Raw genomic sequence first — 25,996 nt, forward strand, 5'->3', positions numbered from 1 at the left:
ATGAGACTTCATAAAAAGAAAGAATAGGAAATGTCTCAAACAGATAGTCTTAACGCATCAAGTGCTCAGGTTGTACGCACGGCGCGCTTCCATAAATTGCAGATTGCTGATGTGAGGCGTGAGACACCGGATGCGGTTTCTCTTGCTTTCACAGTGCCAGACGATCTTGCTGAGGCTTACAGTTTTGTGCCTGGGCAGTATCTTACTTTGCGAACTAAGCTGGATGGAGAAGACGTGCGTCGTTCTTACTCTATCTGCTCCGCGCCGTCTGATGGCGAATTACGCGTGGCCCTGAAACGTGTAGAAGACGGTGTATTTTCCACATGGGCCAATACAAGCCTGGCAGCAGGTGACACTCTGGATGTGATGACTCCTACGGGGCGTTTTGGCATTCAGCCCGATAGCACTGCGCAACGTGTTTATGCGGGGTTTGCCGCAGGTTCTGGTATTACGCCTGTTTTATCCCTTGCCAGAGGATTGCTTGCGACCGAACCGGATAGCTCTTTCTTCCTGTTTTATGGGAACAGATCAGTCGGGGATATGCTGTTTCGTGAAATGCTGGAAGATCTGAAAGACCAGTTTATGGAGCGGTTTTCGATCTTTCATGTTTTTTCAAAGGAACAACAGGATGTTCCAGCTTTGAATGGTCGGCTGGATGCAGAAAAAATAAGAACAATTCTTCTGCATGTTCTACCCACCGAAACATTGGACCATGTTTTTGTGTGTGGTCCCTCAGGTATGACCGATGATGCGCTTTCAGTGCTTCAGGATGCAGGGGTGGCGGAAGACAAGATACATATAGAAAGATTCATATCCACGTTTTCTGGAAAACCGCGCTTGCGTCCAAAAATGACGTCAGAGCACGCGGCGCAGACCGGAGTGGTGGCTACCTTAATTGTGGATGGAAAGCGTGCAGACGTGAATGTTGCTGAAGAAGAGACGCTTCTGGATGCTGCATTACGCTCCGGGTTGGATCTTCCCTATGCGTGTAAGGGCGGTATGTGTAGCACCTGCCGCGCCAAAGTGACCGAGGGGAAGGCCGAGATGACTCTTAATTTCTCACTTGAAAAATGGGAGGTAGACGCCGGTTTTGTGCTTACCTGTCAGGCACACCCGATAACAGAGCACGTTACGGTAGATTATGACGCCATGTAAGGCGTCATTGTTTTCTTACCTCAGTTTGTCACCACTCTTCTTTCAGGGGAGTGGTGCGCCAATAATACGCCCAGCCGCGAGCCTGGCATAGTCTGCACGGCTCATGGGACCATCTTCTTTGAACCATGTATAGGCCCAGTTCAGCATGGCAAATAAGGACATTGTCAACGGTTTCAGTAACATGGGAGAGGAGCCGGGGGAGGGGAGCGCTGCATTGATGGCGTCCGAAAATCGACTCACCAGAGCGCGCTCCATCGTACGGATGGTGTCTTGCTGTTCAGGGTCCAGCAGATCCATGTGGTTGAGCTGAACCTTGTGTTTTGCATTAGCATCCCGGTAGGCGTTAAGGAGCGCCTCTGTCATACTGTAAAGTGTTTCTTGCGCAGTTAGGCCTGACCATTGTGTTGGATCCGTTGCGATCAGAAGTTCCTGCAGATGGGTTTCGATCAGGTCAAACAGCAGTTGCTGTTTATCTGTATAATAATGATAAAAAAGAGCCTTGGATGTTCCACAGGCTTTGGCAATCATGTTGATCGAAGCACGATCAAATCCAAGGCTTGCAAATAAATGGGCCGACCGCTCCAGAATCATGAGGCGTTTTTCTTCGTAGTCGCTTGCGCGCGGTCGCGCCATGATTGATTTCCTTTAATGTATAGTCAGTAGATGCTAGTTTTTTATAGAAATGCTAATAAAATCAAGGGGTATGTTGGCCCCTTGATAAAAGAAAACAAGCAGCCTCAGGCTGAGGCAGGTTGTGCGCTCATGGTCAGAAGGTCGTAGCGGGCCACTGTTTCCTTGTTCTGGTTAAACAGTTCTACATCCCAGCGAACCTCGCCATAATGAGGTTCACGAGCGGCATTTTTTGACTTTACAGTCAACCGTACCTGAATGGCATCTCCAGGTGACACTGGCTTAAGGAACCGAAGGGATTCCAGTCCATAATTGGCCAGAAGTGGACCGGGCGCTGGGTCCACAAACAGGCCGGCTGCAAAAGAGAGCAGCAAATAGCCATGCGCAACGCGACCGGGGAAAAACGGGTTGGCTGCTGCTGCTTTCTCATCCGTATGAGCGTAGAAAGTATCTCCCGTAAACTCAGCAAAATGCTCTATATCCTGCACTGTAATGGTGCGCGGCTGAGTATGGATGGTGTCCCCTACAGTTAGCTGGGCAAAATTGTATCGGAAGGGGTGCTCCTTGCGCAACGCTTCCTGCGCGCCAATGGTCCAGCGCCCTGTGAGCCGTGTGAGGCGTGTGGGAGAGGCTTGCAAGGCAGTGCGCTGCATATAATGGCGAATGCCCCGTATGCCGCCCAGTTCCTCTCCACCACCCGCACGGCCGGGGCCGCCATGCACCAAGGCAGGAAGGGGTGAGCCATGGCCCGTGCTTTCTTTGGCACACTCCCGGTCCAGTATATGCAGCCTCCCGTGGAATGAAGCCAGACTTGCCACAAGCTCTGCTGCCACATTGTCATCGTATGTGCAGAGGGTTGCGACCAAGCTTCCTTCACCACGTTTTACCAGGCTGGCTGCGTCGGCCAGAGATGTGTAGGGCATGATGGTCGCAACAGGGCCAAAAGCTTCAGTATGGTGTACACTGGTGGCATCATGAGGGTTCAGATTCTGGAGCAGGACCGGGCTCATAAAAGCTCCGTTCTGATCAGATGCACCGAGTGGATTGCAGTGCTGGGGGTCCCCGAAAACAATCTCGCTTTCCTGTGCAAGAGTTGCGACGTGGCGTCGAACATCTTCACGCTGGGCGAGGCCAGCGAGGGGGCCCATTGTCACACCTTCATGTTGCGGGTCGCCCACAACAATTCTGTCCAGCCGTGCTTTTAGTGCTGTTGTGACCTTTTCGATAATGGTCTCCGGGACCATAATTCTTCTGATAGCCGTACATTTCTGACCTGCCTTGACGGTCATTTCCTGCGTAACGGCCCGAATAAACAGATCAAACTCCGGCATATCGGGAGAAACATCAGGGCCAAGTACGGCGGCATTGAGGCTATCACGCTCTGCAATAAAGCGTACAGCGTTTGCAGAAATGACTGGGTGATTACGTAATTTTTCGGATGTTGTAATGGAACCGGTAAAAGACAGAACGTCCTGCCCTTCGAGATGATCCAGAAGGTCGCCTGTGCGTCCACAAATAAATTGAAAAGCGCCAGGGGGAAAGATGCCGGAGTCAACAATCATTTGGGCAACAGCATGCGCAACATAACTGGTCACTGTGGCGGGTTTTGTAATAACGGGAACGCCAGCAATAATTGCAGGCGCAAGTTTTTCAAGCATGCCCCAGCAGGGAAAATTATAGGCATTGATGTGAACGGCTACTCCTTGTAGGGATGAAAGGATATGCGTTCCCATGAATGTGCCATTACGAGAAAGTGTTTCAACTTCTTCGGCAAGGATATACTTGTCTGGAAGGTTTTTCTTGGCCATTGACGCATAGGCAAAAAGTGTTCCTATCCCGCCGTCAATGTCAAACAGGTTATCGCGGCTGGTCGCGCCGGTGTTGAAAGAGAGATCGTAAAGCGCCTGTTTCCGTTCTGTCAGATAGAGAGCCAGTTTTTTTATCATATCTGCACGTTGATGAAAATTCAGCTTGCGGAGTGCCGGCCCGCCTTTGCTGCGCGCATGTTGCACAAGTCCTCCAAAATCCAAACCTGAACTGGATGCCTGTGCGATGATCTGCCCGTTGACAGCGCTCTGTATATCTTCAAAACCGGAAACAGCTTTATGCCATCTGTCCTGCGCGTAAGAGGCAAGTATGGGTGTCATGACGATTATCCTTTTAGGTTCAGGCCAGAATACTGCTTGCCTTGGCGCGGTTATCAATCACGCGGGTTACCTTGCCGTTTGAGCGGGGGATCATGCCTGGTTCTTTCACGGAAACCTGCACAGAAACACCGATTGTATTTTTGATGGTTTTTATGATTTCGCGGGAACGATGAGACGTTTCTGCCGGGTTCCATGCTTCTGGCCGGGGTTCTACATGAATGGTCATGTTATCCATGCGGCCATGATGGGTCAGTTCAATCTGAAAATGTGCGCTGCACCATTTACAGTGCAGAAGGGCCGCTTCAACCTGTGTCGGGAAAATGTTCACGCCGCGCAGAATGATCATATCATCTGAACGTGCCATTATTTTTTCTATTCGTCTTACCGCAGGAACCATGGTGCCCGGTAAAAGGCGGGTTAAGTCACGCGTGCGATAGCGCACGATAGGGAAAGCTTCCTTGGAAAGTGATGTAATGACCAACTCTCCCGGCTCTCCATCCGCGACGGGAACACCCGTTTCCGGATTAATGATCTCAGGGTAGAAATGATCCTCCCAGAAATGGAGGCCATCTTTTGTTTCTATAAACTCCTGAGCAACACCGGGGCCAACAACTTCTGAAAGTCCGTAAATATCAACAGCATGCATATCGAATGCCTGCTCTATCTCTTCACGCATACTGTTTGTCCACGGCTCTGCACCAAAAATGCCATACTTTATGGAAGAAGCCCGAGGGTCCAAACCCTGTCGCCGGAATTCATCCAGCAGGGCCAACATGTAGGAGGGGGTGACCGTAATGATTTGCGGCTTGAAGTCCTCAATCAGTTGCACCTGCCGTTCCGTCATGCCGCCAGACATGGGAATAACGGTGCAGCCCATACGTTCAGCTCCCCAATGCATGCCGAGGCCGCCTGTAAACAACCCATAGCCATATGCATTATGCAGTTTCATGCCGGGCCGTCCGCCTGCCGCGCGGATTGAGCGCCCGACAATGCCCGCCCACATATCCAGATCCGCATGGGTGTATCCAACAACTATGGGTTTTCCTGTGGTGCCGGAAGAACCATGAATGCGTGCAAGCCTTTCCTGTGGAACGGCGAACATTCCAAAAGGGTAGGTATCGCGTAGGTCTGCTTTGGTTGTTGTCGGGAACCGGGCCAGATCTGATAATGAACAGAGATCGTCCGGATGGACGCCCGCCGCTATGCATCGGTTACGGTATAAAGCGACATTCTCATAGGCATGGCGAAGAGACCATTTCATACGCTCAAGCTGAATGAACATCAGTTCATCACGAGATAGCGTAGCAATGTCATGTATGGCTTCTGGATGGGGGTAAGCCGGGGTGTAGACGGTGGCGTTCATCGTAACCTCATATCGCCTCTTTGCGGGGCTGTTGTTTTGGGAAGGTTCGGTTTGTAAAACGTGCGTCCTGTAGAAACAGTATCGGTTAAACGTTGTTTTTCAGGGTAGAGAAACTATTGATGAAACGAGCACTTTCTCTGAAAATGTTGAAGTTTTCTTGTGCTCCGCCTTTTTCACGAAAGGCGTAGTTCGAGGTTTTGCGCCTTCTTGCGCAAGGGAGACTGTAAAACAGGCTGTGCACTCGTAAGGCATGGCAATTATCCCAAACCGCTGAAATGCGGCTTTCGCTTTTCGATGAAAGCGGCTACCCCTTCAGCATAATCATCTGTCTGCCCAGCACGGCGCATCAGGTCACGCTCAAGGTCCAACTGCTGGTCCAACGTGTTATGGGATGATGCATTGAGGGCAGACTTTATCTGTCCCAGGCCAAAAGTGGCTTGCTCAGAAAGGTGTTTTGCAAGAGCGTGCGCCTCTTCATGAAGGTTTTCATCTTCAACAGCCTTCCAGATGAGTCCCCAGTCCGCAGCAGTTTCTGCTGAGAGGGGCTCACCCAGTAAAGCAAGTCCTCGGGCACGAGCCTCACCAACAAGGCGGGGGAGGTGGTAGGTGCCTCCAGAATCGGGAATAAGGCCAAGTTTGGCAAAGGAAAGTACAAATCGTGCTCCCTTGCCTGCAATCACAATGTCGCAAGCCAGGGCAATATTCACGCCCGCACCTGCCGCCACACCGTTGACGGCGCATACAATGGGCTTTGGCAGGGACCGAAGTTGCCGGATGAGAGGATTATAAAATGTCTCTACAGTGTGTCCAAGATCAGGAGCCGCGGCATCTGGTGCACGAAGCCGCTCGGAAAGATCCTGGCCGGCACAAAACCCTCTTCCTGAGCCTGTAAGCAGAACGGCCCTGCATGATGGGTCTTCTCGCGCTTCTGTCAGGGCTGCCCGTAACGCTGTATGCATTTCATCGTTAAGCGAATTGAGGCGTTCTGGCCTGTTGAGAGTGATGGAAAGCCAGCCAGGATGCCGTTCAACGAGCACTGTAGTCATGGGATATTCCTTGTGGGTCGGTGGAGCCGATCTTGTTTTCGTTTAAGGCGGAGGATATCACGTATTAATATATTGACCAACCAGACGGTTTATATATTCTGACAGAAGTCTACATCTGTCAATAAATCAAAAAAAACGGAGGCAGCCGATGTATGATAGCTCAATATGTCAGAAAGCGTTTTTCTTTGGTGCATTTGTCCCACGCTTTACGAATCACTGCCGGGGTGAGTTCCCTGATGATAGAGACAGTCTTTCACGATCTGTTAGCCGTCTAAGCACAGCGTCGTTTTGGAATATTCTCGTAATACCCGGGCGGGCAGGAGATATTTCATGAGGCATGCTTATATCTGTGATTATACGCGCACACCCATAGGTCGCTATGCAGGTATTTTGCGCGATATTCGGACGGATGACCTTGCAGCACATCCGCTGCGTGTCATGCGTGAGCGGCACACAGCGCTGGATTGGGAATGCATTGATGATGTGATTCTAGGATGCGCCAATCAGGCAGGGGAAGATAACCGTAACATAGCCCGTATGGCACTTTTGCTGGCTGGACTTCCAGAAAGCGTATCGGGCACCACAATCAACAGGTTATGTGGTTCCGGCCTGGATGCTGTGGGCATGGCGGCCTACCGCATTATTGCCGGAGATGCAGATCTGGTTCTGGCTGGCGGGGTGGAGAGCATGACACGCGCTCCATTTGTAACAGGCAAGGCAACGCATGCATTTGGCCGCCATTGCGAGATGTATGATACGACCATTGGCTGGCGTTTTATCAATCCCGTTTTTCAGGCGCGGTTCGGTGTGGATTCCATGCCTGAAACGGCCGAAAATGTGGCTGAACAGTTTGGAGTTTCTCGCCAGGATCAGGATATTTTTTCTGCTCGCTCACACAAACGTGCAGCCGCGGCTCAGGCAAGCGGCTTTTTTGCACGTGAAATTTCACCCCTGCAGATCTCTGGCCCTGCAAAAGGCGAAAAAAGCTGGGTAACGGATGATGAGCATATCCGCCCCTCAACAACCCCCGAAACATTGTCCAAGCTAAGAACACCATTTCGTGATGGTGGAAGTGTGACTGCTGGCAACGCTTCTGGTGTGAATGATGGTGCAGCTATTCTTGTTCTGGCAAGTGAAGACGGAATACGCCGCCATGGCTTGCAGCCTAAAGCGCGCCTGGTTTCAGTGGCAACTGTGGGCGTGGCCCCCCGCATCATGGGGATTGCTCCGGCGCCTGCCACGGAGAAATTGCTCCATCGAAACGCTCTTTCAGTGAAAGATATCGACGTTCTGGAACTGAATGAAGCCTTTGCCGCACAGGCACTGGCTGTTTTACGTCAGCTTGGGTTGCCTGATGATGCTGATCATGTGAACCCCCATGGGGGGGCCATAGCGCTGGGGCATCCGTTGGGAATGTCGGGTGCGCGGCTGGCTATGACAGCGGTAAATGCCATGGAGCAGGGAGCGGGGCGTCGCGCTGTGGCAACCATGTGTATCGGCGTTGGGCAGGGTATTGCCGCTTTGATTGAAAAGGTTTGAGACAATGCAGACCATATCTCAACCTGTCGTTCGTGTGTCGCGTCATGATAAAATTGCTGTCGTGACAATTGATAATCCACCCGTAAATGCTCTGTCTGATACAGTAAGAGCATCACTGGTGCAGGTGCTTCCCGAACTGGGGGAAGACCCCACCGTAGCGGCTGTGGTGTTGACAGGCCAGAACGGACAGTTTGTTGCAGGGGCAGATATTCGCGAGATGTCCAGACCACCGGCTCAACCATTTTTGCCAGAGGTTGTGGCTGCGATTGATGCAATGAAAAAACCAATTCTTGCGGCCATTGATGGTGCTGCTTTAGGGGGAGGGCTGGAGCTCGCCCTCGCATGTGATCTTCGTGTTGGCACTGAGCGTAGTCGTGTGGGGCTGCCAGAAACAAAACTGGGGGTTATTCCCGGTGCTGGCGGTACGCAACGCTTGCCTCGATTGACAGGGGTGGCAACAGCACTTGAGTTGATTGGAAGCGCAAAAATCATTTCTGGAAAAGAGGCTTTGCATCTTGGTATTTTAGATGCGCTCATGCCAGATGACAGAATGTTAACGGACGTTATCGCTTTGGCGGAAAATACTTTCAAGCGCAGGCTGTCCGAGCATGATGTGCCATGTGCTTCGAAAACTGATGTTCAGGACGCAGAGAAGAGCACCCTTAAGCGGGCCAAGGGGGCTACGGCTGTGCTGGAAGCCGTGCGGGTGGTTAAGGCAGCCGAGACAGAGCCTTTTGCACAAGGCCTCTTCCTTGAACGAGAGGCTTTCCTGCGGTTGCGCGAAAGTGATGAGGCAAAAGCGCTGCGTTATCTTTTCCTTGCGGAACGCGCTACAGGACGTTTGCCGGCAAGTGAAAAAGCCCAACCGCGCCATTTTTCCCGTATCGGGATTATTGGTGGCGGAACGATGGGAGCGGGAATTGCTGTTACCACAGCGGATGCAGCATTAAACGTTGTGATTATAGAGCGTGATGCTGCTGCGGTAGCTGCATGCCAGAAACGCATTGCAAGTCTTTATGCCAAACAGATTGAAACAAAAAGAATTAGCGAAGAAGAGGCAGAAAGACGATTTAAAAAAATACAGATTTCCCATGAGTGGGACGTGTTAAAGAATGTGGATTTTGTGATCGAAGCAGCATTCGAATCCATGGAGGTAAAAGAAGATATTTTCCGCAGCCTTAATAAAGTCGTGCAGGCCCATACGGTTGTCGCAACAAATACATCTTATCTGGATCTTGACGCAATTGCCGGATGTGCCGAAAGGCCAGAGAATGTGCTGGGGCTGCATTTCTTCTCTCCTGCTCATATTATGCGTTTGGTTGAAGTTATTCGTGGTGCCAAAACAGCACCGGATGCTTTGGCAACAGCAATTGCTTTAGGACGGAAAATACAGAAACTTCCCGTAGTTGCCGCCGTGGGCGAAGGATTTATTGGGAATAGAATATTTTCACATTATCGTAAGCACGCAGAATATTTAATGGAAGATGGGGTGTCCCCGCAGGACATTGACCAGGCCATGCAATCTTATGGCTTTGCTATGGGACCATTTGCTGTAGCGGACCTTTCCGGGCTGGATATTGCATGGGCCATGAGAAAGCGGCAGAGTGCAACACGCAATCCGAACGAGCGGTATGTGAAAATACCTGATATGTTTTGCGAGGCCGGGCGTCTTGGCAGAAAGACCGGTAAGGGCTGGTATTCTTATGCCTCAGCTTCACCCGAACTGGACGATGAAGCGTGTGCTCTGATTGAAGCAGGAAGAAAACAGGCGGGGAGTCGTCACGTTAAATTGAGTGCTGAAGCTATTCAACGTCGTCTTCTTGCTGTTCTTGCAAATGAAGGGGCCAAGGTGCTGGAAAGCGGAGTTGCGTCCTCTGCGTCGGATATCGATATTGTGTTTGTAAATGGGTATGGCTTTCCCCGTATTCAGGGCGGCCCGATGTTTGCGGCTGATAAAATGGGTTTGCCTAATGTTTTGAGGGAAGTGGAAGCTGCTGCCACTGTAGGGGGAGCAGGGTCAGAACCTTCGGCTTTACTGATCAAGCTGGCGCAATCGGGTGGCTCTTTTACTGCAGGAATAACATGAAAGCAGCGTTGCAGACAGATTGGCGGTTACGAGAAGAAACCCCGGTCTATGGAAAACCCATGGATGTTGTGGATGGGATCAGGCGCATTGTAGCACCTAATCCCCACTCCATGACGTATCATGGAACCAATACGTGGCTTATAACCCATGCAGCAGGCACCGCCGTCGTTGATCCAGGAACGGATGATCCTGCGCATCTGGATGCTATCTGCGGAGTTGCCGGCACAATCAGCCATGTTATTGTCACGCACTGGCATCATGATCATTTTGACGGAGCCCGTACTCTTGCATTGCGTGCTAACGTTCCTGTTTTCAAGTTTCCGTCGGGCCCGTTAAGAGGGGATAAAGACCTTCTTAACGGGGCTGAAATTGCGGGTATGCGGGTTATCCATACGCCCGGCCACGCAGAAGATCATATTTGTCTTGAACGGCCTGATGGAGTTTTGCTGAGCGGTGATCATGTGATGGGATGGTCAACCACCTTGGTTCCTCCGCCGCCGGATGGTGATCTGGGTGATTATATTGAAAGCCTGGAACGCGTGCAGGCTCTTAACGCTCGGATTTTTCTGCCCGGGCACGGGCCAGAGATTCTGAAACCATATTCGTTTATTGAACAACTTTTGGAAAAAAGATATGAAAAACTGCATCAAATTGAAAATATTCTGACGCATGAGGTTCAGGAGTTTTCCAATATTTGTAATCGTGCATATCCAAAATTGAACAAAAAATTACGATTTGCGGCAGAAATGATGCTTGAAACTTACTTGCTAGAGCTAAAAAAACGCGGGAAAGCAATACAAGAACCAACAGGTTGGAAACGAGCAGGATACTGATTTTTCGATATCCTAATATTGTATTTTTTCTAAAAGAGCTAGAAGGAATAAGCGGAATCTATTCTTTCTTTTTTCTAGAATTAGGTTCCCCTGAATATTATTCTTTTTCTCGAAGCAGCCTGCTTTTTCATAACTGAAAATAAGTGACAGGGAAGAAACAGTCTGTAGTGCTGACCAGAATAATCGTTGGATGGTTGTCGGTGTCAATCCTAACGTTGGATTGGCATAGTAAAAATTTTTCCTGAAAAACATAACATAAATATTAATTAAATTTTTTTATTGTAAAGGATAAATGCAGGCTTCTCTCAATGTGCTGAAAGGCCCGAGAGGAAGCCCATGTCGATCATCAACTGACCCGCAAGAACGATACCATTTGAGCTAATCTTTTTTGCTGCCGGATTATAGTAATTGTCAGGATTAAAAATGTATTGAACACTTGGCTCGAATGCAATTCCGGGAACGATGGAGATATGCCCACTCACCTCCAGGCGCATGATATCCTGGGCACCTAGCCGAGGGTCTCCTCCATTTTGAATACGTGTTCGCTGCTGATAGAGCATTTGGTGCTTTGAAGCCCGTACGTAGCTGAATTTAATCTGTTCCCGGTCTAAAGTGCGTTTAAAGAGCCCATGATAACTAAAACCTCCTTCTGCAAGTGCTTTGAAGGGAGCTGCAGGGTCTGCGGCAAAGCCGAGTGCCCCAAACGCATTAAGACCTTCAGGTAATGGGGAAGGGACTGGGTGCTTATGGTCCCGGCGCCAGATGAGCTGTTGGCCGCGAAATTCGGCACCGGCTCGTCCATAATGTGTTGTATTGGTATAAGGGTCTTTATATTGGGAACTGTTAAAGAAGCCGGATAACTGATACCGGCCGCCGTAAAGGTGTGAAATTTGAAGCCTTCTATAATTGAAGCCGCCCAGAAGAATATAACCTGAGGCCGTGCGGGTGTCCCAACGCCACCCGTTTCCGTGTTGGAAATACTGATTCAGATTGGCTTCGAAAGCACCCATCTCAAAACTTATGTCATTAAACATACGTGCAGTGATGTAACTGCCCCATGTTGCATACGGAGGCGGCAGTATGCCGGCGGATGCCTGCATGATCGGGTCCGTGCAGTTAAGGAAGTTATCGCAGTTATTAAAGAAAAAATACCGCCGAGGATGAGTTCTACCAACAGAAAAGTTGACGCGATTATAAAAGAGTTTTTGCTGATACGTCAGCAGTGCCAGCCACCCTCCCGCAATATCATTGTGCTGATCAATGCCTGCAAAATAACTTCCAACGGCACCAGCCCATGCAGGGCCTGTGGGGTAGCCACCATTTACAGTGGGCCGAGAGAGAATTTCTTCAAAATGAATTTCCCCTCCCTTGATTCCCATAATTTTCTGAAGATTGGCATCTAGTCCCAACACAATGCCGGTTCCAAGAGAAAAACGGCCAGGACGTGGTCCAATGTCAGGATTTGTCATATAGAGCTGGTTGAAAATTGCGTGCGGGGTTAAGCCAAGGTGCGTTAGAAACCGGCCCAGAAATGTTAAAGGTCCTTTTGGTGCCGATGTGCCAGGTGATACCAGAAGGGGCGCGCCAGCCAATACTTGAGGAGGCAATTCCGAAGGTACGAATGTAATCGGTCCCTGTACATTGACGTAGCGATCCCGCAATTCTTTGGTGAGGCGCACCGAATCCCAAAAATGACTGTTGGGTGGAGGAGGCGATGTTATTGTAGCCTGCTCTGCCAGTGCAACGTGAAACAGGGTTGATAGTGCGAGACTGACGCATACGAGATTTGCCCGAAACCATGAGAGACGGTGCCATGTACTTACGGATGGTATATAGATGAATTTCATGAAACACTCCTCTCTGACTGAATTTTTATTATTATTCAGACAGAAGCGTATGGATCTTTGGCCTGGATAAAAGAGCGTGCGTAGCAGGGGAAAAACTGTTTCAAGCGGTGCGTGCTGTGCGAGAACCGGCCTCCGATGCAAAAGAAAGGATCGCTCCTAGCGCCACACTGAGATAAGCGGCAAAAACAACCCGCCATATATTGGGTAGTAGAAACGTGATGGTATGTGCTGGGGTCCAGAAAAAAATAAGACATAAGCCAACAATTTTTGCCCAACGGGCGAACCCGTTGGAACGTAGGTAATCGGTCGGAGCCTTTATGCCCTCATCCAGCATTCGGTCCGTGATAAAATGGGTTAGCATCATAAAGAAACCGTACCCGGAAAAGATGTTCATCCACGCACTGATAGCGAATGCAGTGAGTGGTCTAGATAGAGAACTGGTACCAAAAAACTCTCTAACACCTGAATCCATAATCATGAATGACATTGCAATCCAGACGCCAAAGCAGCCCCAAATGAGAGCCCGCGAAATCAAATGATCCGGGATCCAGTTATCTTGCGTAATTCGGTGCCTCAGGCATTCGCCAAAGGTGGCCAGGAAGAAAAATTTTATATAAGCCAAAAGGAGCGGATGCCCATGGACATTCAAGACGAGGTATATGATTCCACAGGTAACTAAAATCAGGTAAAAAATGGCTGCGATATCGGACGCTCTGAATCCAATGTTTCGCTGTCTAGTGTTGAATGTATTTTCATTATGAGACATTTTGGTCCGCCTTTTTCTTTTTATATTTAGCGTGACTTTGTAAGATTGAACCCGGAAAAGGGAGTTGGTGAGCCTTGTGGAGTCATCTCTGGAAACAGAAGACTACCTCCTGTCTGTAAACCAATTTAATTATCATGTTAATTAAAACAACGTATACCGTGCCACCTCACGCAGGCGTGTTGTCTGGTATGGCTGTCAGCAAGCTGTCTTTGGTGTTTTCTGCCCATTTCCGTCTCCATTCTCGAGGCGCGAGGCCAGAAAAAGTGTGGAAAAATCGGGAGAAATAAGCGGGGTCAGGAATTCCGACTTCAGCAGCAATCGCCTCGATAGGGCGGATGGTAAATGCAAGAAGCCGTTTGCTTTCTAGTAGTCTGCGCTCAATAATCAGCCGTTTCAGGTTTTGGCCAAAGGCGGCCTGTGTCGTCGTGTTGATTTGATAGGGCGTTTGACCAAGCGCGCGTGCGTAATCGGTAATCGACCACGCATAGCGAAAATGCTCCTCTATGAGAGACCGGATTCTGACTGCTGCCGCACTTTCATCGGGAATTCGTGCAGAACGGGTCAGGGAAAGTGCTTCACCTAAAATTGCTATAGCAAGACCACGAATAACGCTCTGTGAGGTCTCGGGAGCGGTTCTGTAACGTTCATAACCCGCCTGCATAAGTGTCAGCATCAGCGGGGTAGGTTTTGGCTGCTCCGGGCCGGCCAGAACCAGCGGTGTGCGGGCGGCAGTGCTTTTAAAGAGGGGGTCGGTATCAGTATAACTGCTGGCAAGAGAAAACACGATTGCATCAGAGCCCGATGATACAGAAAACCCATGCACGACCCGAGCAGGAATAAAGACAAACATCGGCGCTTGGAATTCAATTAACCGATCTTCAATGACATACGTGCCTGATCCGTCTGTCCAAAAACACAACTGAAAAATCTGCTCGTGCCTGTGGGCCGGAACGTGGCCGTTATGGAGGGATTTGCGATCCATAACGTTTTCGACATGCACAAAGCCTATGTCATCAGTTTTTGTGTTGATGCCATATGTCAGAAAGCTCGGAATATCGGGTTTTTGGGGCATTTAAAAAAGTCCAAGTTTTTCTTTGTTTTCTGCATTCTCTCTTAATTTCAGAAAATATACCATCGGTTTCAAGAAGAATAATAAAGGATGATCGGAAATGGATGATTCCTCAGGGCTATGTGGTGCAGGCGCTAAGCCGTCTACCATCATCAAGCGTCCTTTCACGGGCGCAGAATACCTCGAGTCACTTCGTGATGGTCGAAACGTCTATATCAATGGAGAACGCATAGACGACGTCACCACGCATCCGGCCATGCGAAATTCGGCGCGCTCAATAGCGCGGCTGTATGATGCTCTCCACCAGCCAGAACACAGCAAAATCCTGACAACTCAAACAGACACAGGCAATGGCGGCTTTACCCATAAAAGCTTTGTATCGCCTAAGTCTGTTGAAGATCTTGTGGGCCAACAGCAAGCTATCGCCGGGTGGGCGAGAATGACGTATGGCTGGATGGGCCGAACGGCAGATTACAAGGCTGCGCTGACAAATACGTTGGGAGCGAATGCAGAGTGGTATGGTCCTTTCGCTGACAACGCACGGGCATGGTATAAAAAGACACAGGAACAGGTATTGTTCCTTAATCACGCAATTGTAAATCCCCCTATTGACCGGCACAAACCAGCCGAAGAGGTCAAGGATGTTTTTGTCCATATTACAAAAGAGACGGACGCAGGCATTTATGTGTCCGGCGCAAAGGTTGTCGCAACGTCGTCTGCCCTGACCCACTACAATCTTCTGGCTCAAAGCTCTGCAACAGTAACAGAAGATCCATCAATGTCTGTCACATTCATCGCCCCGATGAATGCCCCCGGCATTAAAATGATCTGCCGCACGTCTTATGAAGAGACAGCGAACACGGTCTCCTCCCCGTTCGATTACCCGCTTTCCTCGCGGTTTGATGAAAATGACGCCATCCTGGTGCTGGATAATGTTTTTGTGCCGTGGGAGGACGTTCTCATTCTGCGGGATGCAAAGAAAATCCTGTCTTTCCCCATAGGCTCGGGCTTTATGCAGGGGTATTGCTTCCAAGGGTGCACGCGTTTTGCGGTCAAGCTGGACTTTCTGGCTGGCGTTCTTGCCAAAGCGCTTCGCTGCACGGGTGGAGATGCCTTTCGCGGCAATCAGGCGGCATTGGGTGAGGTGATTGGGTTGCGTCATCTTTTCTGGTCGCTTTCCAATGCCATGGCGCGCGCACCGCAGCAGTGGCACAATGGTGCGGTGCTTCCCAACCTTGAAGCTGCGTTGACCTATCGCGCCTTTATGTCAGATGCCTACCCGCGGGTGATAGACCTTGTGCGTCGCTGTGTGGCTTCGGGGCTTATTTATTTGCCGTCTTCGGTCAAGGATTTCGCTAACCCGGAGATAGACGGTTATCTTGCGCAGTATGTTCGTGGTTCAAACGGCATCAGCCACAAGGACCGGATCAAAATCATGAAACTGTTGTGGGATGCAACGGGCACAGAGTTCGGCGGGCGGCACGCACTTTATGAGCTGAATTATGCAGGCAGTCCGGAGGATGTGCGCTTGCAAATTCTCAAAGGAGCAGAACGAGGCACGGTGCTGCGTCAAATGGAAGAACTCGTTGATAGCTGTTTGAACGATTATGATGAAAATGGTTGGACTGGTGACACATGGCTGTCTCCGGCGAAAGCTGCGGAGTGAGGTGTGATATGACCACTACACTTAAGCAACAGGTAGCGTTGCCCGATCTTGGAGCTGTTCAGCTTGAGTTTCGTGCGGCGATGGCGAGGGTCGGGGCATCTGTAAACGTCATTTCCTCTGCTGGGGAAGGGGGGCGGGGCGGATTTACCGCAACGGCCATGTGCTCGGTGACGGACACTCCGCCAACCCTGCTTGTCTGCATGAACTCGCGGTCCAGCCAATGTGATCTTTTTCTTCGGAATGGCGTTTTCTGTGTGAATGTTCTCAGCCATGATCATGTTGATCTGGCGGAATATTTTGCCGGGAAGGTCACTGATATGAACGAGCGCTATGCGTCCGGTATGTGGGAGTGCCTGCCGTCCGGGAATCACGCACTGGCGGATGCGATTGCCTCGTTCGATTGCAAGATTACGGCGCATCACGTTGTTGGAACACATTATGTGCTCTTTGGGGAAGTCCAGAGTATTCGACGTTCAACAGTAGGGCATCCGCTTTTGTATCTTGACCGAGCCTTTGTTGGCGCGACTGCCGGGATTGTATCGAACTGAACGTTTCTCAAAATTGAGCAAAATCATCCAGGAGTTCAAGAAGAAGCGCTATTTTTCTTTTTCCAAAATATGTTTCTATTTCTTTGTAAATCTTTACCCTGTCAGGGTAGATTTTTTGGAAAGAGGTCTCGCCGAGGGATGTCAGCCTGAAGAGATAACGCCGACGGTCTGACGCGCACTGGACCCGCGTCACCAGATCACGTGCTTCCAGATTGGCAAGGATACGTGTCAGGCTGGGGGGCAGGATGAAGGCTTTTTCTGCAAGTTGCGCTGCATCGAGTGTGGAGTGCTCGTTCAGAAGTCTGATAACGCGCCACTGCTGGGATGTGAAATCGTGTTCAGCAAGCATGGGACGAAAGCGGGACATAAGCGCTTCTCTCGCCCTCAGCAGAGCAATAGGTAAAGCCTTTGTTGCTTCGTGAGGTAATTCGGACGGATTGGCGCGTGAGGCGGAGTGCGAGTCCTGCGTTGGTGGTGGCCGCTTTGGGATAGTCATATTTCACCTTGGGCTGAAAAGGTTATCGAGAGGATATCACGAAATATGGAACGAGGAAGCGTAACGTGAATGTGAGACCTCAAATTAACTGACATGCCGCTATAACATTAACAAGTTAAGTAAATGTGCTGACTGAGGTGGGAGGATTCCCGTGCCGCACTTATCTCTTGAATATTCTGCAAATCTACGAGGAAAGGTCGATTTTACAGAATTATGTCTCAAACTTCGGGATGCAGTCCTAGGAACCGGGCTTTTTGAAATAGGCGCCATCCGCGTCAGGGCTTTTGAAGCATCGGCATGGGCGGTTGCGGATGCCCTTCCGGAGAATGGGTTTGTCGATATGTCTTTCCGAATTGGGAAGGGCCGGTCTCAAGAAGAAAAAAAGCAGGCAGGAGAAGCTATTTTTTTCACTGCTACGAATGCGATGTCCGGTTTATTGGAAACGCAAAATTTCGCTCTTTCACTAGAGATACGAGAAATAGAATCAACGCTGAGCTGGAAGAAAAATGCCATGCATGATCGGCTAAGAAAACAGTAAAAACAGAACAAAAACGAAAGCCGAAAGCTTGAAAAGGATGAGGTAAATGTCAACTTTAGAAGAAAATGCAAGAAAGGCGAGTGAATACATTACACGTATCCGCGAAAAAGGTGTTCTCAACCGTATTGGTGGGAGGGAATGCCCCGCGATCAGTGGCGAGGTTTTTGAAACACTATCGCCAATTGATCTCAAATCGCTGGCGTCCGTTGCGAAAGGTGATGCGCGAGACATTGATCAGGCAGCAAAAGCTGCGAAAGCGGCTCAACCTGCGTGGGCTGCATTGAGTGGGACGAAACGTCGGGAGATTTTGCACACTATCGCTGATGCCATTGAAGCGCGTGCCGAAGAAATTGCATTTCTGGAATGCCTAGATACAGGTCAGTCGCTGCGGTTCATGTCAAAAGCGGCGCTTCGCGGTGCCGAAAATTTCCGGTATTTTGCAGACAAGGCACCTTCTGCCCGTAACGGACTTTCTCTCCCCACAGGCGGACAGGCCAATATAACCACACGTAATCCTGTAGGGCCGGTGGGTGTTATCACTCCGTGGAACACGCCTTTTATGCTCTCAACGTGGAAGATCGCACCCGCTTTGGCCGCGGGGTGCACGGTTGTTCACAAACCTGCCGAGTTTTCACCCATCACGGCATCGGTTCTGGTGGAGATTGCTGAGAAAGCCGGACTGCCCCCCGGCGTGTGGAATCTTGTGAATGGCTTTGGAGAAGACGCTGGCGCGGAACTGACACGACACCCGGATATCAAGGCGATCGCCTTTGTTGGGGAAAGTGGAACTGGTTCGCTGATCATGAAGCAGGCAGCGGATACTCTGAAGCGTTTTCATTTTGAACTCGGCGGGAAAAATCCAATTATTGTCTTTGCTGATGCGGATTTGGAACGTGCAGCAGATGCGGCTTTGTTCATGATTTACTCTCTCAATGGGGAGCGGTGTACTTCATCTTCACGTCTTCTGGTGGAGGCAAGCATCTATGACAAGTTTACCGCTGCTCTTGCCGAGCGTGTAAAGACCATAAAAGTAGGGCATCCGTTAGATCCAGACACGGTTGTCGGTCCGCTTATTCATCCTGTTCATGAAAAGAAAGTTCTTGAATATATCGATATCGGTAAGGAAGAAGGTGCCACGATAGTTGCCGGTGGTGGAAAGGCCGATGGTCCTGGTGGTGGATGTTATGTTGCCCCTACACTTTTCACACATGCGACCAATAATATGCGCATTGCGCAGGAAGAAATCTTTGGCCCAGTTCTGACCGCAATTCCCTTCAAATCGGAAGAGGAGGCTGTTCTTCTGGCGAATGATACCCAGTACGGACTTGCCGCTTATCTTTGGACTTCAGATGTTACCAGATCCTTCCGTGTTTCGGACAAGCTTGAAGCTGGCATGATCTGGGTGAATTCAGAGAATGTGCGGCACCTCGATACACCGTTTGGCGGTGTCAAAGCCTCCGGCATAGGCCGCGATGGCGGAGACTGGTCATTCGATTTTTATATGGAAACCAAGAATGTTTCCTTTGCAACAGGCGTCCACACTATTCCGAAACTGGCCTGACAGGCCGGGTTCTCGGACTTCATAAAAATAAAAATCGTACCTGACAGGGCCGTCAGACAAACGAGTGGAGAATAAGAATGCCGATCAGCCCGTTCAACCTTTACCCAGATTTCAATATCCTGCGTCTCAGCCATGTTGAATTGGTGGTGACCGATCTGGCCCGCAGCCGCGCCTATTACGCGGACCTGCTCGGTTTGCAGGTCACAGACGAAGACGCAGATCATGTCTATATGCGTGCGCTTGAGGAGCGGGGACATCACTGCATGGTGTTACGCCGCGGTGAGAAAGGAGAAGTCGGTTATCTGGGTCTTAAAGTTTTTTCAGAGGAAGATCTGGACAAGGCGGAGCGGTACTTCCGCAACCTGGATCATAAGGTCGAGTGGGTCGAGCGTCCCTATCAGGGGCGTACTCTGCGGACGCACGATAATTTCGGCATCCCGCTCGAATTCTACTTCAAAATGGACCGTCTGGAGCCGATTCACCAGAAATATGCGCTCTATCACGGGGTAAAACCGCTACGCATTGACCATTTCAACTGCTTTTCACCCGATGTTGATGCGTCGGTCGAGTTTTACAATAATTTAGGCTTCCGCGTAACAGAATATACGGAAGACGAAAGCACAGGCCGCTTATGGGCGGCCTGGATGCACCGCAAGGGCGGCGTGCACGACATGGCGTTCACAAGTGGCGTCGGACCGCGCCTGCACCACACAGCTTTCTGGGTGCCGACCCCGCTGAATATCATTGATCTCCTCGATCTGATGTCCACCACCGGTTATCTTGCCAATATCGAACGTGGCCCTGGCCGTCATGGAATTTCCAACGCGTTCTTCCTGTATCTGCTTGATCCGGATGGACACCGCACAGAAATCTACTGCTCGGACTACCAGACGGTTGATCCTGATCTCGAACCAATCAAATGGCAATTAACAGACCCTCAGCGCCAGACATTGTGGGGAGCACCAGCGCCTAGATCATGGTTCGAACATGGTAGCGCATTCCGTGGTCTTGAAACGAGGCAGCCTGTGGCGACGGCCAGCCCGATCATCGCGCCGTAAGAAAAGAGATCGGGCTATGAAGCTTCAGGATCCATCCCTGTTTCGGGAAGCTGCGCTGGTGGGTGATCGCTGGGTTGCGGCGTCATCGTCATCTTCCATCCCTGTAACCGATCCTGCGACGGGACAGCTTATTGGCTCGATCCCTGATCTTGGTGAGGCAGAAACAGCAGAGTCAATATCGGCCGCTGTGCGTGCCCAGCGGGCTTGGGCAGCCCGCACAGCAGCCGAACGCGCTGCCTTTCTGCGTCGGTGGTATGATCTCGTTATGGCCAGTAAGGCCGATCTTGCCAGAATTATGACGTTCGAACAGGGAAAGCCCCTGAAGGAAGCAGAGGGCGAAATTGAGTATGGAGCCAGCTTTATCCTCTGGTTTGCCGAGGAGGCTCGCCGCCTGTATGGTGATCTCATTCCGGGGCATCAGCCCGATAAGCGTATTCTGGTAGCCCGCCAACCCGTTGGCGTTGTTGCGGCGATCACGCCCTGGAATTTCCCCAATGCGATGATTACTCGCAAAGTCGCCCCGGCTTTGGCCGCAGGCTGTGCCATCGTGCTCAAACCGGCAATACAGACACCGTTCTCAGCCATTGCCTTGGCGATTCTGGCGGAAAGAGCGGGTCTTCCCGCAGGACTTTTCAGTGTCATTACCGGAGGCGCCAGAGAAATTGGCGCGGAGATGACATCGAATCCTGCTGTGCGTAAACTGACGTTTACCGGATCAACCGAGGTTGGTGCGCTTTTATACGCTCAATGTGCGCCGACAATCAAAAAACTTGGTCTTGAACTGGGCGGAAACGCCCCTCTGATCGTGTTCGACGATGCAGATGTTGATGCCGCCGTGGACGGCGCACTGATTGCAAAATTCAGAAATAATGGTCAGACCTGCGTGTGTGCAAACCGGCTTTATATCCAGTCAGGTGTTTATGACCACTTCGCAGAAGCTCTGACTAAAAAAATCACGTCCCTAAAGACAGGAAACGGTTTCGCGGAAGACGTTACATTCGGCCCGCTTATCGACAATGCTGCTGTGGATAAGGTCAGAGAGCATATCACAGATGCGATTGAACATGGCGCACGTGTTCTTGCAGGTGGAAAATCACATGCGCTGGGCGGACTGTTTTTCGAGCCAACCGTGCTAACCGATGTGACCAATCAGATGCGTGTGGCCCACGAAGAAACTTTCGGGCCTTTAGCTCCGCTGATCCGTTTTGAGACAGAGGAGGAAGTGATAGCTGCCGCAAACGATACGGAATTTGGACTGGCATCCTATGTATTCACACGTGATGTCGCTCGGGTCTTTCGCGTGAGCGAGGCGCTAGAATACGGAATGGTGGGTGTTAACACGGGGGCTATCTCAACCGCGGAAGCACCTTTCGGCGGAATCAAGATGTCCGGCCTCGGGCGGGAAGGCTCGCGCTACGGTCTCGATGACTTTACAGAGCTCAAATATATCTGCCTTGGCGGCATTGCCTGATCAGAAAGCGAAATTTTTCCATGACTGCAAAATTTCTTACTTTTTCCTATCAGAATGTAACCCGCTACGGATTACTTCATGATCGGGGAATCACGGATCTATCGCGCCTCTATGGTGATCGGTGGCCCGGCCTGCGAGAGGTTATCGAAGCAGGCGCGTTGAACGAACTGGCAACATCCGCGCCACGGTTGGTCGATTTCCGTGAAGAGGATATTCGCTACGAAATTCCTGTTACCAATCCAGAAAAAATCATATGCGTCGGCGTTAATTTTCCCGATCGTAATGAAGAATACAAGGATGGTCAGGCTGCGCCGTCCAATCCGTCCCTGTTTATTCGCTTTCCGCGCAGCTTTGTAGGGCATAAAGAGGCTCTGATAAGACCGCCAGAATCTTTACAGCTCGACTATGAAGGGGAAATCGTCCTCGTAATAGGGAAGGCTGGACGGCGAATCTCTCAGGAAAATGCTCTTGATCACGTCGCCGCTCTGACCCTCTGTAACGAGGGCACGATCCGTGACTGGGTCAGGCATGCGAAATTCAATGTCACACAGGGGAAAAATTTCGATCGCACTGGTTCAATCGGTCCTTGGCTGATTCCTTTTACCTCAGAAGATCAAATCCGCGATATCGCGTTGAGCACCCGTGTCAATGGTGAGATCCGTCAGCAGGACCGTACCTCGAGGATGATCTTTTCTTTCAAGAAAATTATTTCCTACATATCAACCTTTACAACACTTGTTCCTGGCGATGTCATTGTCACCGGAACACCAACAGGAGCGGGAGCCCGCTTCGATCCGCCAGTGTGGCTGACGCCAGGCGATGTCATTGAAGTTGCTGCCGACGGGCTGGGTGTTCTTCGTAATTCCGTTGTTGACGAGGAGCTGACGTAATGCTGTCTCCCGAACAGATCAGAGCAGAAGCAGATAAACTGGATGAGGCAGAAAAAACACGAATACAGACGGGGCTGATTTCCCAGCGCTATCCCGATGCTTGTCTTGATGATGCCTACGCCATTCAGGATGCCTTGGTCAGCCGTAAGACGGCGTCAGGACGAAAAATCATAGGATGGAAGATTGGCCTGACATCAAAAGCCATGCAATACGCATTGAACATCGATACACCTGATTCAGGCGTTCTTCTTGATGACATGCATTTTGATGATGGTGCCGAAATACCCGCTGACCGGTTCATTCAGCCACGGATTGAGGCCGAACTTGCTTTCGTGATGAAAGAATCACTCCGTGGACCCGGAGTCAGCATGTTCGATGTCATTGCCGCGACAGATTATATCGTTCCAGCACTTGAAATTCTCGATACGAGGATCGTACGTGTGGATCGTGAAACGGGTCACGCACGGACAATTATCGACACCATTTCGGATAATGCTGCCAATGCTGGCATTGTTCTTGGTTCCGTTCCGGCGGCCCTCGATAAAATCGATATCCGATGGGTGGGCGCGATCGTTTCCCGTAACGCGGTTGTTGAGGAAACCGGGCTTGGGGCAGGCGTACTCAATCATCCCGCACGCGGTGTGGCATGGTTGGCAAACCGACTGGCCCAATATGGCGGCGGCATCAATGCAGGCCAAATTGTTCTCGCAGGGTCGTTCATCCGCCCGGTCGAAGCCCGACACGGTGATACGATAACGGCTGATTATGGTCCTCTCGGAACAGTAAGCTGCTTTTTTAGATAAGGAGTGTCTTGATGCCGGCACCAGTGAATGAATTCAAAAAGGCTCTGCGTTCTGGGGAGTGCCAGTTTGGGTTGTGGGTGGCTCTTGCCAATGCTTATACAGCCGAAATATGCGCTGGAGCAGGGTATGACTGGCTGCTGATTGACGGTGAGCATGCGCCAAACGATATCCGCAGTATCATGGCGCAGTTGCAAGCCATTGAAGGAAGTAGCAGTCACGCCATTGTCAGGCCGCCTGTTGGTGAGACCTGGATGATCAAACAGATCCTTGATATCGGGGCACAGACCATCCTTGTTCCAATGGTCGAGAGCGCTGCTCAGGCGCGTGAGCTTGTGCGTGCTGTTCAGTATGCGCCGCAGGGTGTGCGCGGTGTGGGTGCCGCCCTTGCGCGAGCCTCTCGTTTCAACCGTGTGTCTGATTATCTCCAGACAGCAGGAAACGAAATTTGTCTTTTGCTACAGGTGGAAAGTCGCCTCGGCCTTGCGGCTCTGGATGAAATCTGTGCTGTTGAGGGTGTTGATGGAGTGTTTGTCGGGCCAGCAGATCTTGCCGCAGATCTCGGTTATATTGGGCGACCAGGTGAGCCGGAAGTTCAGCGTCACATCGAAGCGGCTCTACGGAAAATTATTTCCCATGGAAAGGCTGCGGGCATTTTGACCGCTGATTCTGCTCTGGCAAAAAGCTACGTGTCTGCAGGAGCTGCTTTTGTCGCTATCGGAACCGATGTCGGTCTTTTGGCCACGGGGAGTAGGCGTCTTCTTGAGGATTTTAAGAAGGTTTCCTAACCTTTTTGGGATTTCTACGGCCAATCAACATTCATAATTTCCAAATAGCCTGATTGTTGATTGATAGGTCTCCGTGTTGATGTGTGGAGCGGGTCAAGCGATACGAACTGAGCGCAGGCAATGGGAGCGGATCAGGGTTCTGTGCCCGGGAAAGTGAGTGAGTCTGGGCGGACGGGTTCGGATAACCGTCTGTTCGTAAAAGGATGTTTATGAGTCATGCGATCTGGTGCGCACTGGTGCGATCTGCCTGAACGCTATGGAAACTGGTGACTGACTTGATGTTCAGGCTCCCGCCATCGATTGAAGCCAGCTTTCCCTCATGGAGGTGGAGACGATGTCCAGCACAAGGACGAATAAACGGAATGCGGCAGATGCGGCCTGCCAGCACACCTGCGCGACCATGCGTTCAAAGCTGGAGGGCGTGCATCATGTCGGCGGCTAGAAGCGGAGCTGTAGCGATAGACTCTCGTGACCTGTTACGTTTCCCGGCTGCTGCGGAGTATAGTGGTCTTGCCAAGGGAACATTGCGGAACCAGCACAAGACGCTGGAAATCAGATCGACCAGCGCAAGCTGTGCGATCTCGTCCTGAAGAACGGCGGGGATGTGACCTTTGCGATCATTATCCCAGGCCTGCATCTCCTCACGCATATAGCGGTCGACCAGTTCGTGAACGGTTTGACGTTCCAGTAGACGCGTATCCTGAAACTACCCAAGCTCTAGTTTGGCGGAGGTCGTATCCAGCCAGCGTCGGGCCAGTTTGGTTGACGAAAAGGTCTGATGAATTCTCTCGCCGCCTGCAATGCGCTTGCGGGCCCCATACTGGCCCTTGCCGCGATATTCCACTTCTGCAGGGGGAGCGCAGCCTGTCACAGGATCGATTTTGGCAGAAGTGATTCGATCTTTCATGGTGAGCCTCGCTTGAGCCCAACATAGCCTTTTCATGGGCCCATTGGGACCATGTGCTTATCGTTTTTTTTGGCGATGGGCCCAAAAGTAGTCAATCATTCCGTGACCAAAACTCTAAGGCATTGGAAAGATTGGCGTGCCGACGACAATAAAACCGAGAACTGGAATCTATTGATATCATTGGAATAAAATAAACAGGCTATCTCGTGATGGATTGAGTGTTCGAAACATCGACCTACAGGCCGAACGTCTGCATTCCGACGAATTGTATTGGAAAACAGCTATTTTGTTCTGTATCAGGCCTTGTCAGTCTGCCTTGGCCCGGCTTTTCCGGAGACTCGTTCACCCGCAGTGTAAGTCTTTTCTTGCAATATTGCTGATTTCTAATCGAATATGAACAATCGTAATCGGTTTTTCGAATGAGGCGTATTTCTAATGGCGGACACAGAAAGGTCCACACTGCTTGGGGGGCGATGGCTCGGCGATAACTTTGGCGTTGATCCGTGCTGCGGCTTTCCCGTGACCAGCACGACCGGTTCGCGCCGGGAGAGCCGCCATCATGGTTTTGAGAGCCATGAAGTTTACCCGGAAAGTATGCGCCCCGCTGAGAGCCCCGCTGGACATCTTCAGTTCCATTTACGTTATGAGCCAACCAATCTCGAACTGCTGGCGCGGGTATTCGAAGTGTCGGGACCTGATTTCGTGCGAGACTGGATAGAGCGGGAACCGACCGGGCAATACGCACGCCGCGCTGCCTTCCTCTATGAGTTTCTGACGGGACATGAACTGGAA

At 50.8% G+C, this 25,996-nt stretch carries 23 protein-coding genes and 2 pseudogenes; 15 read left to right on the forward strand and 10 right to left on the reverse strand.

What is annotated here, in order from left to right; all coding sequences use genetic code 11:
* Positions 1-30: 30 nt before the first annotated feature.
* Positions 31-1,155 carry a 1,2-phenylacetyl-CoA epoxidase subunit PaaE gene (gene paaE / locus AD944_RS06530; protein ID WP_045542904.1) on the forward strand — a complete coding sequence of 375 codons (1,125 nt, stop codon included), beginning with the start codon at positions 31-33 and terminating at the stop codon, positions 1,153-1,155.
* A 42-nt stretch (positions 1,156-1,197) separates the two neighbouring features.
* On the opposite strand, the gene AD944_RS06535 is transcribed toward paaE, so the two are convergent.
* The 4 genes from AD944_RS06535 to paaG all read right to left on the reverse strand — a co-directional run bounded on the left by AD944_RS06535 (position 1,198) and on the right by paaG (position 6,341).
* Entirely contained in the window at positions 1,198-1,788 is a 591-nt protein-coding gene (locus tag AD944_RS06535) for a TetR/AcrR family transcriptional regulator (RefSeq protein ID WP_045542905.1), read from the reverse strand.
* Positions 1,789-1,892: 104 nt separating this feature from the next.
* Entirely contained in the window at positions 1,893-3,932 is a 2,040-nt protein-coding gene (gene paaZ / locus AD944_RS06540) for a phenylacetic acid degradation bifunctional protein PaaZ (protein WP_045542906.1), read from the reverse strand.
* Between the two features lie 19 nt (positions 3,933-3,951).
* Positions 3,952-5,295, reverse strand: coding sequence for a phenylacetate--CoA ligase PaaK (gene paaK / locus AD944_RS06545; RefSeq protein ID WP_045542907.1), 1,344 nt, complete (start codon positions 5,293-5,295; stop codon positions 3,952-3,954).
* Positions 5,296-5,552: 257 nt separating this feature from the next.
* Positions 5,553-6,341: a 2-(1,2-epoxy-1,2-dihydrophenyl)acetyl-CoA isomerase PaaG gene (gene paaG / locus AD944_RS06550; protein WP_045542908.1), complete on the reverse strand. Its 789-nt coding sequence runs from the start codon at positions 6,339-6,341 to the stop codon at positions 5,553-5,555.
* Positions 6,342-6,671: 330 nt separating this feature from the next.
* Here paaG and pcaF point away from each other — a divergent pair, with 330 nt between their 5' ends.
* The 3 genes from pcaF to AD944_RS06565 are packed head-to-tail and all read left to right on the forward strand — an operon-like array spanning position 6,672 to position 10,799.
* On the forward strand, positions 6,672-7,880 hold the full coding sequence (gene pcaF / locus AD944_RS06555; protein ID WP_045542909.1) for a 3-oxoadipyl-CoA thiolase: 1,209 nt from the start codon (positions 6,672-6,674) through the stop codon (positions 7,878-7,880).
* A gap of 4 nt (positions 7,881-7,884) precedes the next feature.
* The gene (locus AD944_RS06560; RefSeq protein ID WP_045542910.1) at positions 7,885-9,966 is read left to right on the forward strand and encodes a 3-hydroxyacyl-CoA dehydrogenase NAD-binding domain-containing protein; all 2,082 of its coding nucleotides are present in this window, start codon (positions 7,885-7,887) and stop codon (positions 9,964-9,966) included.
* Complete coding sequence (locus tag AD944_RS06565; RefSeq protein ID WP_045542911.1) at positions 9,963-10,799, forward strand: MBL fold metallo-hydrolase; 837 nt, start codon at positions 9,963-9,965, stop codon at positions 10,797-10,799. The genes AD944_RS06560 and AD944_RS06565 overlap by 4 nt, the downstream gene beginning before the upstream one ends.
* A 305-nt stretch (positions 10,800-11,104) precedes the next feature.
* Here AD944_RS06565 and AD944_RS06570 read toward each other — a convergent pair whose 3' ends face one another.
* The 3 genes from AD944_RS06570 to AD944_RS06580 form a co-directional block, all read right to left on the reverse strand.
* The gene (locus AD944_RS06570) at positions 11,105-12,646 is read right to left on the reverse strand and encodes a carbohydrate porin (protein ID WP_082784187.1); all 1,542 of its coding nucleotides are present in this window, start codon (positions 12,644-12,646) and stop codon (positions 11,105-11,107) included.
* A 100-nt stretch (positions 12,647-12,746) separates the two neighbouring features.
* Positions 12,747-13,412 carry a hypothetical protein gene (locus AD944_RS06575; RefSeq protein WP_035380211.1) on the reverse strand — a complete coding sequence of 222 codons (666 nt, stop codon included), beginning with the start codon at positions 13,410-13,412 and terminating at the stop codon, positions 12,747-12,749.
* 166 nt (positions 13,413-13,578) lie between these two features.
* On the reverse strand, positions 13,579-14,484 hold the full coding sequence (locus AD944_RS06580; protein ID WP_045541326.1) for a helix-turn-helix domain-containing protein: 906 nt from the start codon (positions 14,482-14,484) through the stop codon (positions 13,579-13,581).
* 97 nt (positions 14,485-14,581) lie between these two features.
* Here AD944_RS06580 and AD944_RS06585 point away from each other — a divergent pair, with 97 nt between their 5' ends.
* Entirely contained in the window at positions 14,582-16,147 is a 1,566-nt protein-coding gene (locus tag AD944_RS06585; protein WP_045541327.1) for a 4-hydroxyphenylacetate 3-hydroxylase N-terminal domain-containing protein, read from the forward strand.
* An 8-nt stretch (positions 16,148-16,155) separates the two neighbouring features.
* A complete protein-coding gene (locus tag AD944_RS06590) occupies positions 16,156-16,695 on the forward strand; it encodes a flavin reductase (protein WP_045541328.1) in 540 nt (179 codons plus the stop codon).
* A gap of 7 nt (positions 16,696-16,702) precedes the next feature.
* Here AD944_RS06590 and hpaR read toward each other — a convergent pair whose 3' ends face one another.
* Complete coding sequence (hpaR, locus tag AD944_RS06595; protein ID WP_261763937.1) at positions 16,703-17,191, reverse strand: homoprotocatechuate degradation operon regulator HpaR; 489 nt, start codon at positions 17,189-17,191, stop codon at positions 16,703-16,705.
* A 151-nt stretch (positions 17,192-17,342) separates the two neighbouring features.
* Here hpaR and AD944_RS06600 point away from each other — a divergent pair, with 151 nt between their 5' ends.
* The 8 genes and pseudogenes from AD944_RS06600 to AD944_RS17380 all read left to right on the forward strand — a co-directional run.
* Positions 17,343-17,729, forward strand: a complete 387-nt coding sequence (locus AD944_RS06600; RefSeq protein WP_045541329.1) for a 5-carboxymethyl-2-hydroxymuconate Delta-isomerase — start codon at positions 17,343-17,345, stop codon at positions 17,727-17,729.
* 46 nt (positions 17,730-17,775) lie between these two features.
* Positions 17,776-19,290: a 5-carboxymethyl-2-hydroxymuconate semialdehyde dehydrogenase gene (gene hpaE / locus AD944_RS06605; RefSeq protein ID WP_045541330.1), complete on the forward strand. Its 1,515-nt coding sequence runs from the start codon at positions 17,776-17,778 to the stop codon at positions 19,288-19,290.
* A 77-nt stretch (positions 19,291-19,367) separates the two neighbouring features.
* Complete coding sequence (hpaD, locus tag AD944_RS06610) at positions 19,368-20,348, forward strand: 3,4-dihydroxyphenylacetate 2,3-dioxygenase (RefSeq protein WP_045541331.1); 981 nt, start codon at positions 19,368-19,370, stop codon at positions 20,346-20,348.
* A 16-nt stretch (positions 20,349-20,364) separates the two neighbouring features.
* The gene (locus AD944_RS06615; protein ID WP_045541332.1) at positions 20,365-21,819 is read left to right on the forward strand and encodes an NAD-dependent succinate-semialdehyde dehydrogenase; all 1,455 of its coding nucleotides are present in this window, start codon (positions 20,365-20,367) and stop codon (positions 21,817-21,819) included.
* Positions 21,820-21,839: 20 nt separating this feature from the next.
* Positions 21,840-22,709 (forward strand): fumarylacetoacetate hydrolase family protein, encoded by an 870-nt coding sequence (locus AD944_RS06620; protein WP_045541333.1) that lies wholly within the window; start codon positions 21,840-21,842, stop codon positions 22,707-22,709.
* Positions 22,709-23,512: a 2-oxo-hept-4-ene-1,7-dioate hydratase gene (hpaH, locus tag AD944_RS06625; protein WP_045541334.1), complete on the forward strand. Its 804-nt coding sequence runs from the start codon at positions 22,709-22,711 to the stop codon at positions 23,510-23,512. Before AD944_RS06620 ends, hpaH begins: the two co-directional genes overlap by 1 nt.
* Positions 23,513-23,523: 11 nt before the next feature.
* Positions 23,524-24,297, forward strand: a complete 774-nt coding sequence (gene hpaI, locus AD944_RS06630; protein ID WP_045541335.1) for a 4-hydroxy-2-oxoheptanedioate aldolase — start codon at positions 23,524-23,526, stop codon at positions 24,295-24,297.
* An 83-nt stretch (positions 24,298-24,380) separates the two neighbouring features.
* Positions 24,381-24,507, forward strand: a pseudogene (locus AD944_RS17380) (IS5-like element ISNeu3 family transposase); the annotation flags it as partial.
* A 196-nt stretch (positions 24,508-24,703) separates the two neighbouring features.
* Here the strand turns inward: AD944_RS17380 and AD944_RS17385 are convergent.
* Both AD944_RS17385 and AD944_RS17390 read right to left on the reverse strand, forming a co-directional pair.
* Positions 24,704-24,946, reverse strand: coding sequence for a hypothetical protein (locus AD944_RS17385; protein WP_236709105.1), 243 nt, complete (start codon positions 24,944-24,946; stop codon positions 24,704-24,706).
* A gap of 57 nt (positions 24,947-25,003) precedes the next feature.
* A complete protein-coding gene (locus AD944_RS17390; protein ID WP_236709106.1) occupies positions 25,004-25,204 on the reverse strand; it encodes an LIM domain-containing protein in 201 nt (66 codons plus the stop codon).
* Positions 25,205-25,639: 435 nt separating this feature from the next.
* On the opposite strand from AD944_RS17390, the pseudogene AD944_RS06640 reads away from it, so the two are divergent.
* A pseudogene (locus AD944_RS06640) lies at positions 25,640-25,996 on the forward strand (Fic family protein); the annotation flags it as partial.

Source organism: Acetobacter tropicalis (genome assembly GCF_001580915.1).
GTDB lineage: Bacteria > Pseudomonadota > Alphaproteobacteria > Acetobacterales > Acetobacteraceae > Acetobacter > Acetobacter tropicalis.

Excerpts from the sequence above, each read along its gene's own strand:
- paaE (WP_045542904.1), top strand. The coding sequence starts at position 31 with ATGTCTCAAACAGATAGTCTTAACGCATCAAGTGCTCAGGTTGTACGC.
- AD944_RS06535 (WP_045542905.1), bottom strand. The coding sequence starts at position 1,788 with ATGGCGCGACCGCGCGCAAGCGACTACGAAGAAAAACGCCTCATGATT.
- paaZ (WP_045542906.1), bottom strand. The coding sequence starts at position 3,932 with ATGACACCCATACTTGCCTCTTACGCGCAGGACAGATGGCATAAAGCT.
- paaK (WP_045542907.1), bottom strand. The coding sequence starts at position 5,295 with ATGAACGCCACCGTCTACACCCCGGCTTACCCCCATCCAGAAGCCATA.
- paaG (WP_045542908.1), bottom strand. The coding sequence starts at position 6,341 with ATGACTACAGTGCTCGTTGAACGGCATCCTGGCTGGCTTTCCATCACT.
- pcaF (WP_045542909.1), top strand. The coding sequence starts at position 6,672 with ATGAGGCATGCTTATATCTGTGATTATACGCGCACACCCATAGGTCGC.
- AD944_RS06560 (WP_045542910.1), top strand. The coding sequence starts at position 7,885 with ATGCAGACCATATCTCAACCTGTCGTTCGTGTGTCGCGTCATGATAAA.
- AD944_RS06565 (WP_045542911.1), top strand. The coding sequence starts at position 9,963 with ATGAAAGCAGCGTTGCAGACAGATTGGCGGTTACGAGAAGAAACCCCG.
- AD944_RS06570 (WP_082784187.1), bottom strand. The coding sequence starts at position 12,646 with ATGAAATTCATCTATATACCATCCGTAAGTACATGGCACCGTCTCTCA.
- AD944_RS06575 (WP_035380211.1), bottom strand. The coding sequence starts at position 13,412 with ATGTCTCATAATGAAAATACATTCAACACTAGACAGCGAAACATTGGA.
- AD944_RS06580 (WP_045541326.1), bottom strand. The coding sequence starts at position 14,484 with ATGCCCCAAAAACCCGATATTCCGAGCTTTCTGACATATGGCATCAAC.
- AD944_RS06585 (WP_045541327.1), top strand. The coding sequence starts at position 14,582 with ATGGATGATTCCTCAGGGCTATGTGGTGCAGGCGCTAAGCCGTCTACC.
- AD944_RS06590 (WP_045541328.1), top strand. The coding sequence starts at position 16,156 with ATGACCACTACACTTAAGCAACAGGTAGCGTTGCCCGATCTTGGAGCT.
- hpaR (WP_261763937.1), bottom strand. The coding sequence starts at position 17,191 with ATGACTATCCCAAAGCGGCCACCACCAACGCAGGACTCGCACTCCGCC.
- hpaE (WP_045541330.1), top strand. The coding sequence starts at position 17,776 with ATGTCAACTTTAGAAGAAAATGCAAGAAAGGCGAGTGAATACATTACA.
- hpaD (WP_045541331.1), top strand. The coding sequence starts at position 19,368 with ATGCCGATCAGCCCGTTCAACCTTTACCCAGATTTCAATATCCTGCGT.
- AD944_RS06615 (WP_045541332.1), top strand. The coding sequence starts at position 20,365 with ATGAAGCTTCAGGATCCATCCCTGTTTCGGGAAGCTGCGCTGGTGGGT.
- AD944_RS06620 (WP_045541333.1), top strand. The coding sequence starts at position 21,840 with ATGACTGCAAAATTTCTTACTTTTTCCTATCAGAATGTAACCCGCTAC.
- hpaH (WP_045541334.1), top strand. The coding sequence starts at position 22,709 with ATGCTGTCTCCCGAACAGATCAGAGCAGAAGCAGATAAACTGGATGAG.
- hpaI (WP_045541335.1), top strand. The coding sequence starts at position 23,524 with ATGCCGGCACCAGTGAATGAATTCAAAAAGGCTCTGCGTTCTGGGGAG.
- AD944_RS17385 (WP_236709105.1), bottom strand. The coding sequence starts at position 24,946 with ATGCGTGAGGAGATGCAGGCCTGGGATAATGATCGCAAAGGTCACATC.
- AD944_RS17390 (WP_236709106.1), bottom strand. The coding sequence starts at position 25,204 with ATGAAAGATCGAATCACTTCTGCCAAAATCGATCCTGTGACAGGCTGC.